Consider the following 6,844-nt stretch of genomic DNA (forward strand, 5'->3'; position numbering starts at 1 on the left):
GATTTGTGTCAGGCCTGTCATGAAGAATTCACTCAGGCGGTTATTCAAAACACCTTTGCCGTCGATTACATCCTTTTTTTCCGCGTTGAATGCGGTGGCGTCATCTTTGAAATATTGCACGATTGTGCCCGGTTCAGGACCTTCGTATAGAATTTTGGCCTTGCCTTCGTAAATTTTCTTGCGACGCGCCATTGGCGACCTTTCCATAACGGTTACGCGCATTGATCGCGCGGCTGTCGTCCTCTTATTCCAGCCAGCCCCCGCCCGCAAGCGTCAGAGATATCGCTTGCGGTCAGATTTAAAGGCTTTGGACCTATTTTCACTCACAGCATGACGGTTTGAGCCTTTGCTACGCTCCAGTCTTGACGCCAGAATTCGACATTGCGAACCTTCTTTGCCCTCTCGATGCAATTGGTCGCGCATGGGCTATTTTCGCTATACATTCTGTTTCGGTTTTTTTATCTGTTTAACGAAATTAGTGATATGAGGTCCTCAACCAATGACCACGTTCGACGAACGCGAAAACGCCTTTGAAGCAAAGTTTGCTCACGACGAAGAAATGCAGTTCAAAGCGCAGGCTCGCTGCAACAAGCTTCTGGGCCTTTGGGCCGCTGAAAAACTGGGAAAATCCGGTGCGGAAGCCGATGAATATGCCAAATCTGTGGTAATTGCCGATTTTGAGGAAGCGGGTCACGAAGATGTCGTGCGAAAAGTTGCAGGCGATCTGGGGAACCTGTCCACGGCTGAAGAAATTCGCGCAAAAATGGCAGAACTGCTGCCAGAAGCCAAAGCGCAGGTGCTGAGCGAGACCGACTGAGTTTATTTTCACCGCGCTCATGATCTTCATGAGTTTAATGAGTTTGATTTGACGCCCTGGTCGTGGGACATGGGGCGTCTCTTTATGATTTGGCCCTTATGGCCGTATTTGGATTACGCCAATGACAAACGCGCTTAGTAAACTATTGGAAACCAGCGATACAATTTTGGCTGATGGTGCTACGGGAACAAATCTTTTCAACATGGGTTTGCAATCGGGCGATGCGCCTGAGTTGTGGAATGTGGAAGCGCCCGAAAAGATCCGGGCACTTTACAAGGGCTCTGTCGACGCTGGCAGCGATTTGTTTCTTACAAATACGTTCGGAGGAACGGCTGCGCGCCTTAAACTGCACGACGCTCAGAACCGAGTGGCTGAACTGAACAGGATTGGTGCCGAGCTTGGTCGTGAAATTGCTGACCAAGCAGACCGCCGGGTCATCGTGGCGGGATCAGTGGGGCCCACAGGTGAAATTATGGAACCTGTCGGTAGTCTGTCGCATTCTGATGCGGTCGAAATGTTCCACGAACAAGCGGACGCCCTGAAAAATGGTGGCGTCGACGTACTTTGGGTGGAAACCATCAGCGCGCCGGAAGAGTTCCGGGCCGCCGCCGAGGCTTTTGCCCTAGCCGACATGCCATGGTGCGGAACCATGAGTTTTGACACTGCGGGTCGCACTATGATGGGAGTTACTTCTGCGGATCTGGCAAAGATCGTCGAGACATTGGCTAACCCACCGATCGCATTCGGCGCGAATTGTGGAACTGGTTCGTCGGATATTTTACGTACTGTTCTAGGTTTTGTCGCGCAAGGAACAGAACGTCCGCTTATTTCCAAGGGCAACGCCGGAATACCAAAGTATGTCGATGGGCATATTCATTACGACGGAACACCAGAACTGATGGGACAGTACGCTGCTATGGCACGAGACGCTGGCGCCACGATAATTGGTGGATGTTGCGGAACGATGCCTGCACATTTGCGTAAAATGCGCGAGGCGTTGGATACGGTTCCGCGTGGTGTTCGCCCGACCTTGGATCAAATCACAGCTGCGCTTGGCCCGTTTTCTTCCGAAACTGATGGGACTGAGGAAACCGGCGCGCAGCCAGAACGTCGAACAAGACGGCGTCGCCGGGCCTAAACGACGGTTTTAACGGCCCTCAAATTTGGGGGGCCTTTTCTCAAGAAACGCCACGACGCCTTCGGCAAAGTCGCGCGTGCGTCCGCAATTTTCCTGTAACTGGGCCTCGGTTTCCAGTTGCTCTGGAAGTGTATGATCAAAGCTTTTGCGAATGGCCTGCTTAATCGCCGAAAAACCAGCGGTGGGTCCGTTTGCTAAATGAGCAGCCCGCCTTTGCCAATGGGTGACAAAATCAGCATCGGCAACCGCTTCCCAGATCAGCCCCCAGTCATCAGCTTGACGGGCACTGATTTTGTCAGCAAACAACGCGGCGCCCATTGCTTTTGCAAATCCCATTTGACGCGGCATGAACCAAGTTCCGCCCGCATCCGGTATCAATCCGATCTTCGCGAACGCTTGCATAAAATAAGCGCTTTCGGTTGCAATCACCACATCCGCACACAGTGCCAGATTAGCGCCGGCGCCAGCGGCAGGACCGTTAACAGCCGCTATAGTCGGAACCGGACAGTCATATACGGACTTAAGCATAGGCTCATACTCATCGCGCAAAGCTCGTCCCAAATCAATTTTGCCCGTACTTGACGCATCGCCAAGATCTTGACCTGAGCAGAACGCGTTTCCTGCCCCGGTGATAACAACGGCCCGAGCGTTCTTGGCCGCATGGTTCATCGCGTGGGTTATCTCTGCCCTCATCCGTTTAGTCAGCGCGTTCATTTTGTCTGCCCGGTCAAGGGTCAGAACCGCCAAGTCATTAGTTATGTCGAGATGGACCTGTTCGTATTCCATTTAAACCTCACCCGCGCAGAATTCCACGAAACCCTTACGCATAATCAGTGAAAGTGAAAGCGTAACTACGCGTCAGTCTTCAAGTATTTGACGCAGTCGCGCTTGTTCTTCTTGGGTCAGAGTGTCGCTACCGCTTGGAACAGTGCTTTGCGTTTTGGAACGGTTCCGGACAAAATTTAAACCTACTGCTCCAGCAATCAGCAACATGACTGGCCCGGCCAGCCAAAGCAGCAGGTTCGCGCCCGACGCAGTGGGCTTTAAAAGTACATACTCGCCATACCGATCGACAATAAAATCGACAGCTTCTTGATCGGTATCTCCCGCCACCAACCTCTCCCGTAGCAATATGCGCAGGTCTCGGGCAAGTTCCGCATTACTCTCGTCGATGCTCTCATTTCGGCAAACCAAGCACCGCAGCCCGGTACTAATATTGCGCGCCCTCTCTTCCAGCACCGGGTCCTGCAATACTTCGTCAGGTTGAACCGCGTATGCTGGGCTTGTCAGCATCAGAAAGACAAAAAGTAAGCGTATCACTCTGCGGGAACTCCGGTTTTTGGTGATTTCCGTGCGCCTGCAGCAACTCGGAAACGTCGATCAGATAGGCTAAGTGCCCCGCCAAGAGCCATGAGAATACATCCACCCCAGATCCAGTTGGCCAGCGGTTTGATGTAAGTTCTTATTACCCAACCACCGTCAGCTTGTTGATCTCCGAGAACCACGTAAAGATCGCGTAAAAAGCGATAGTCGATTGCTGCCTCGGTGGTGGGCATACGCGCAACCGGATAGTCCCGTTTTTCGGGGTGTAGCGTCGTAACACGCCCCCCGCTTTCCGTTACGTTAATATCTGCGGTGGTTGAGAAGTAATTGGGGCCCTGCACGCGCCGAACATCCTTGAGACTCAAGGTGAACTGGCCAACTTGGAACGGCTGCCCGGGTTGGGCGACTCGAATATCTTCGACTTCCCAGGCAGTCAGTCCGGCGATAGCAAACATAGTGACGCCCAAGCCACTGTGGGCAACAGCTTTGCCCCAATCGGCACCAGGCAGACGAAACAGGCGCGTCAAGCTGCCAGATCGCCCAGTTCGGCTCCACAAATCTACGATGGCGCCAAACACGATCCAAATGCCAAGAAACAAACCCACCGGGCCAAGAGCGCTGCGTCCGGATTGCAGCGTCCAGACGAGAATGGCAAGCGCAACGGCCAATAGAAAAGCATAACGCAAAGACCATGCAGCACGCCCTATCCTACCCCGTTTCCAAGGCAGCATTGCCCCGATCGGCAGCGAAATACCCAACGCAATCATAAAGGGTGTGAATGCTGCATTAAAAAACGGCGGACCAACCGAGAGTTTTCGGTCAAAAGCCATTTCAGCCACCATCGGCCACATGGTTCCGAAGAATACCACAAAGCAACTGACTGCGAGGAGAACGTTGTTTAGCACCAGCGCACTTTCTCGACTGACAACGCCAAACACGCCTTTTGCCTCCATTGCTTGTGCTCTCGCGGCAAAAAGAGTCAACGCCCCGCCAATAAAGATAACCAAGATGATCAATATGAATACGCCGCGTTCCGGGTCATTTGCGAAAGCGTGTACCGATGTCAGCAAACCCGAGCGAACAATAAATGTACCGATCAACGAGAAGCCAAAAGCGATGATCGCCAAAAGGATTGTCCAACTTTTCAAAGCCTCGCGCTTCTCTACGACAATTGCAGAGTGAAGCAAGGCGGCAGCCAGCAGCCATGGCATAAACGACGCATTTTCAACCGGATCCCAAAACCAGAAGCCGCCCCAACCCAATTCGTAATAGGCCCACCAAGATCCCAAAGCGATTCCAATGGTTAAAAACACCCACGCCGCCAACGTCCAGGGTCGCACCCAGCGGCCCCAAGCCGCGTCCACGCGCCCCTCGATAAGGGCAGCAACGGCAAAGCTGAACGCCATGCTTAACCCGACATAGCCCAAGTACAAAAATGGAGGATGAAACGCGAGACCGGGATCCTGCAACAGTGGATTTAGATCGCGCCCGTCAAAAGGTGGAACCGCCATGCGGTCAAAGGGGTTGGACGTGAACAGAATAAACGCGAAAAACGCCACTCCAATCGCGCCTTGAACCGCCAAAACGCGCGCTTTTAGCGTCGGTGGCAGGCCTGCGCCAAAGGCTGCAGCCATCGCACCGAAAATCGTGACAATCAATACCCACAGCAACATTGACCCTTCGTGGTTTCCCCAAGTGCCGCTGATCTTGTAAATCATCGGCTTTAGGGAATGACTGTTTTCAACAACAATTCGTAGTGAAAAATCAGATGACGCAAACGCCCATGTAAGCGCGCCAAATGAAAACCCTGTAAGCAGAAACTGCGCGATTGCGGCAGGTTCTGCGAAGGTCATCCATCCGCTCCACCTTTTGGCGGCCCCGATCAGTGGCACTACGCTTTGTACGATGGCAACAAGGAAAGCCAGGATCAGTGCAAAATGGCCGAGCTCTGTAATCATGAAACATATATACCGCTCGCATCAGTGGCGCGCCATTAACATTTATCGATGCGGCGCGCACATAGTGTCGCGGCCTATTCAGCGGTTCGAAGTCGTCGCCAATCATCCAATGCTGGGTTGCGGCCCTCTCTGGTGCGTTGTTTGCTTGGCTCCTTACGGGCATCTCTAGAACTGCGATTTTGCAAGCGCTCCAAGGCCTCCAAATTTTCCATAACTTTCGGGGCTTGCGCCAATGTCACCCCAACTTCACGTTGGAACTCCTGAGCTTTGGTTTGGTGGCGTGCACCGAAGTAAAATGAAACGATCACACCCAATAACCACCACAGGGGCTCGGGAACCAATGCAATTCCGTGCATTCGTTCTGCAAACCAAAGCGGATCGATCATCGCAATGACGAATAATCCCAACGTCCCCAATGCAAGCGCGGGTCGCGGTAAACGATTTATTCCATCCATAAAACGATCGAAGCCACTTTTGGGCTGCAATTGGAATTCTGCACCGAATTGCATTAAAGCCTGCTCGCGCAGTGCGGCCGACCGCGCTGCTGCAGATTCCGCATTTTCAAGAAAAACTTCAGCTGTTTCGCGCACAACATTCCGCTCACCGCCAAACAACAAGCTCAAAAGTCCAGAAATCAATCCCATTTAGAAACCCTGTTTTGAAATTCTTCGTCACTGAGGTGGTATTTGGGCGATAGAAATTCCTCGGCCCGTTTTATCCAACCACCTTTGGCGCCGGAACGCGTGCGTGCGAACTTTCTGAGTGTAGACCGACGATCTGCCAACCTAAAATAGTAGTTACGCCGCGCCACCCCGTAGGCATCTCGTAACATCTGAGGATCGGGGTCTACGGCTGTATGGGCGGCTTTACTCGTTTGTGGGCCAATGATCCCGTCCACATCGACATAGAAGCCCATTTGATTGAGCAACGCCTGCAAAGTTTTAACCGCCTCACCTCCGGCGTTGACATACATATCAAATAAGGAAGGTTGTAGTCCTTTAGGAACCAGCCCTATTTTTGGTTTTTCGAAGTAGTGGGTTAAAAAAATTTCAACCACCTGCCATTTGCTCAAAGCTTTGACATCCGAGCGGTCGATCGTACCGTCTCCGGTTACGTCCATTCCTAGGCGGCGTAAGGTATGAATGGTCACACCAAATTTTGTAGCCCCGCCAGGATCATCCGGGTCTTCCACGAAACCACCTTCACGCTCGACAATTTCTTTGGCTATTTGATGTACAGTCTGCATCGTTTCTCCGCTGCATTTGCTGCACAAACTGTCCCTAAATCTATTTAATCATTAACAACGTAAAGGTCGCTGCGCGGCTTCCCCTCGCAACGCCTAATCAGAAATCTTTTCTTTGAGTTTTTCCTTAGCTACCGCCACTTTCCTTATAGACGCCCTGCTCTTTTAGCGCGTCCACAACTTCCTTTGGCATATAAGTCTCGTCGTGTTTCGCAAGAATTTCAGTGGCTTCAAAGACGCCATTTACGTAACTTCCTGTACCGACCATGCCTTGATTTTCAGCAAACAGGTCCGGCAGCACTCCTTTAAAGGCGACGGGAACACTTTCACCACCATCCGTTACGACAAAGCGCACAGTTTCACCC

General features: G+C 52.1%; 9 protein-coding genes. 2 read left to right on the forward strand and 7 right to left on the reverse strand.

What is annotated here, in order from left to right:
* On the reverse strand, window positions 1–192 hold a 192-nt coding region (locus tag AC2FNV_RS22990), incomplete at its 3' end, for a phosphoribosylaminoimidazolesuccinocarboxamide synthase (protein ID WP_496774646.1).
* Between the two features lie 307 nt (window positions 193–499).
* On the opposite strand from AC2FNV_RS22990, the gene AC2FNV_RS22995 reads away from it, so the two are divergent.
* Together AC2FNV_RS22995 and bmt are read left to right on the forward strand one after the other, a co-directional pair.
* Complete coding sequence (locus AC2FNV_RS22995) at window positions 500–817, forward strand: DUF1476 domain-containing protein (RefSeq protein ID WP_170480396.1); 318 nt, start codon at window positions 500–502, stop codon at window positions 815–817.
* A gap of 121 nt (window positions 818–938) precedes the next feature.
* A complete protein-coding gene (gene bmt, locus AC2FNV_RS23000) occupies window positions 939–1,955 on the forward strand; it encodes a betaine--homocysteine S-methyltransferase (RefSeq protein ID WP_170480394.1) in 1,017 nt (338 codons plus the stop codon).
* 9 nt (window positions 1,956–1,964) lie between these two features.
* Here bmt and AC2FNV_RS23005 read toward each other — a convergent pair whose 3' ends face one another.
* The 6 genes from AC2FNV_RS23005 to AC2FNV_RS23030 form a co-directional block, all read right to left on the reverse strand.
* A complete protein-coding gene (locus tag AC2FNV_RS23005) occupies window positions 1,965–2,741 on the reverse strand; it encodes an enoyl-CoA hydratase-related protein (RefSeq protein WP_170606821.1) in 777 nt (258 codons plus the stop codon).
* 72 nt (window positions 2,742–2,813) lie between these two features.
* On the reverse strand, window positions 2,814–3,275 hold the full coding sequence (locus tag AC2FNV_RS23010) for a cytochrome c-type biogenesis protein (protein ID WP_367648167.1): 462 nt from the start codon (window positions 3,273–3,275) through the stop codon (window positions 2,814–2,816).
* The gene (locus AC2FNV_RS23015; protein ID WP_170606819.1) at window positions 3,272–5,236 is read right to left on the reverse strand and encodes a heme lyase CcmF/NrfE family subunit; all 1,965 of its coding nucleotides are present in this window, start codon (window positions 5,234–5,236) and stop codon (window positions 3,272–3,274) included. The genes AC2FNV_RS23010 and AC2FNV_RS23015 overlap by 4 nt, the downstream gene beginning before the upstream one ends.
* A gap of 74 nt (window positions 5,237–5,310) precedes the next feature.
* Window positions 5,311–5,880, reverse strand: a complete 570-nt coding sequence (locus AC2FNV_RS23020) for a holin family protein (RefSeq protein WP_170606818.1) — start codon at window positions 5,878–5,880, stop codon at window positions 5,311–5,313.
* A complete protein-coding gene (locus AC2FNV_RS23025) occupies window positions 5,871–6,482 on the reverse strand; it encodes a holin-associated N-acetylmuramidase (RefSeq protein ID WP_170606816.1) in 612 nt (203 codons plus the stop codon). The genes AC2FNV_RS23020 and AC2FNV_RS23025 overlap by 10 nt, the downstream gene beginning before the upstream one ends.
* A gap of 124 nt (window positions 6,483–6,606) precedes the next feature.
* Window positions 6,607–6,844, reverse strand: a 238-nt coding sequence (locus tag AC2FNV_RS23030; RefSeq protein WP_496774649.1) for a cytochrome c maturation protein CcmE domain-containing protein, incomplete at its 5' end; no start/stop codon positions are given.

This window comes from Ruegeria sp. BHSA163 (assembly GCF_059613365.1).

Coding starts and splice junctions, on each gene's coding strand:
- AC2FNV_RS22995 (WP_170480396.1), top strand. CDS start 500: ATGACCACGTTCGACGAACGCGAAAACGCCTTTGAAGCAAAGTTTGCT.
- bmt (WP_170480394.1), top strand. CDS start 939: ATGACAAACGCGCTTAGTAAACTATTGGAAACCAGCGATACAATTTTG.
- AC2FNV_RS23005 (WP_170606821.1), bottom strand. CDS start 2,741: ATGGAATACGAACAGGTCCATCTCGACATAACTAATGACTTGGCGGTT.
- AC2FNV_RS23015 (WP_170606819.1), bottom strand. CDS start 5,236: ATGATTACAGAGCTCGGCCATTTTGCACTGATCCTGGCTTTCCTTGTT.
- AC2FNV_RS23020 (WP_170606818.1), bottom strand. CDS start 5,880: ATGGGATTGATTTCTGGACTTTTGAGCTTGTTGTTTGGCGGTGAGCGG.
- AC2FNV_RS23025 (WP_170606816.1), bottom strand. CDS start 6,482: ATGCAGACTGTACATCAAATAGCCAAAGAAATTGTCGAGCGTGAAGGT.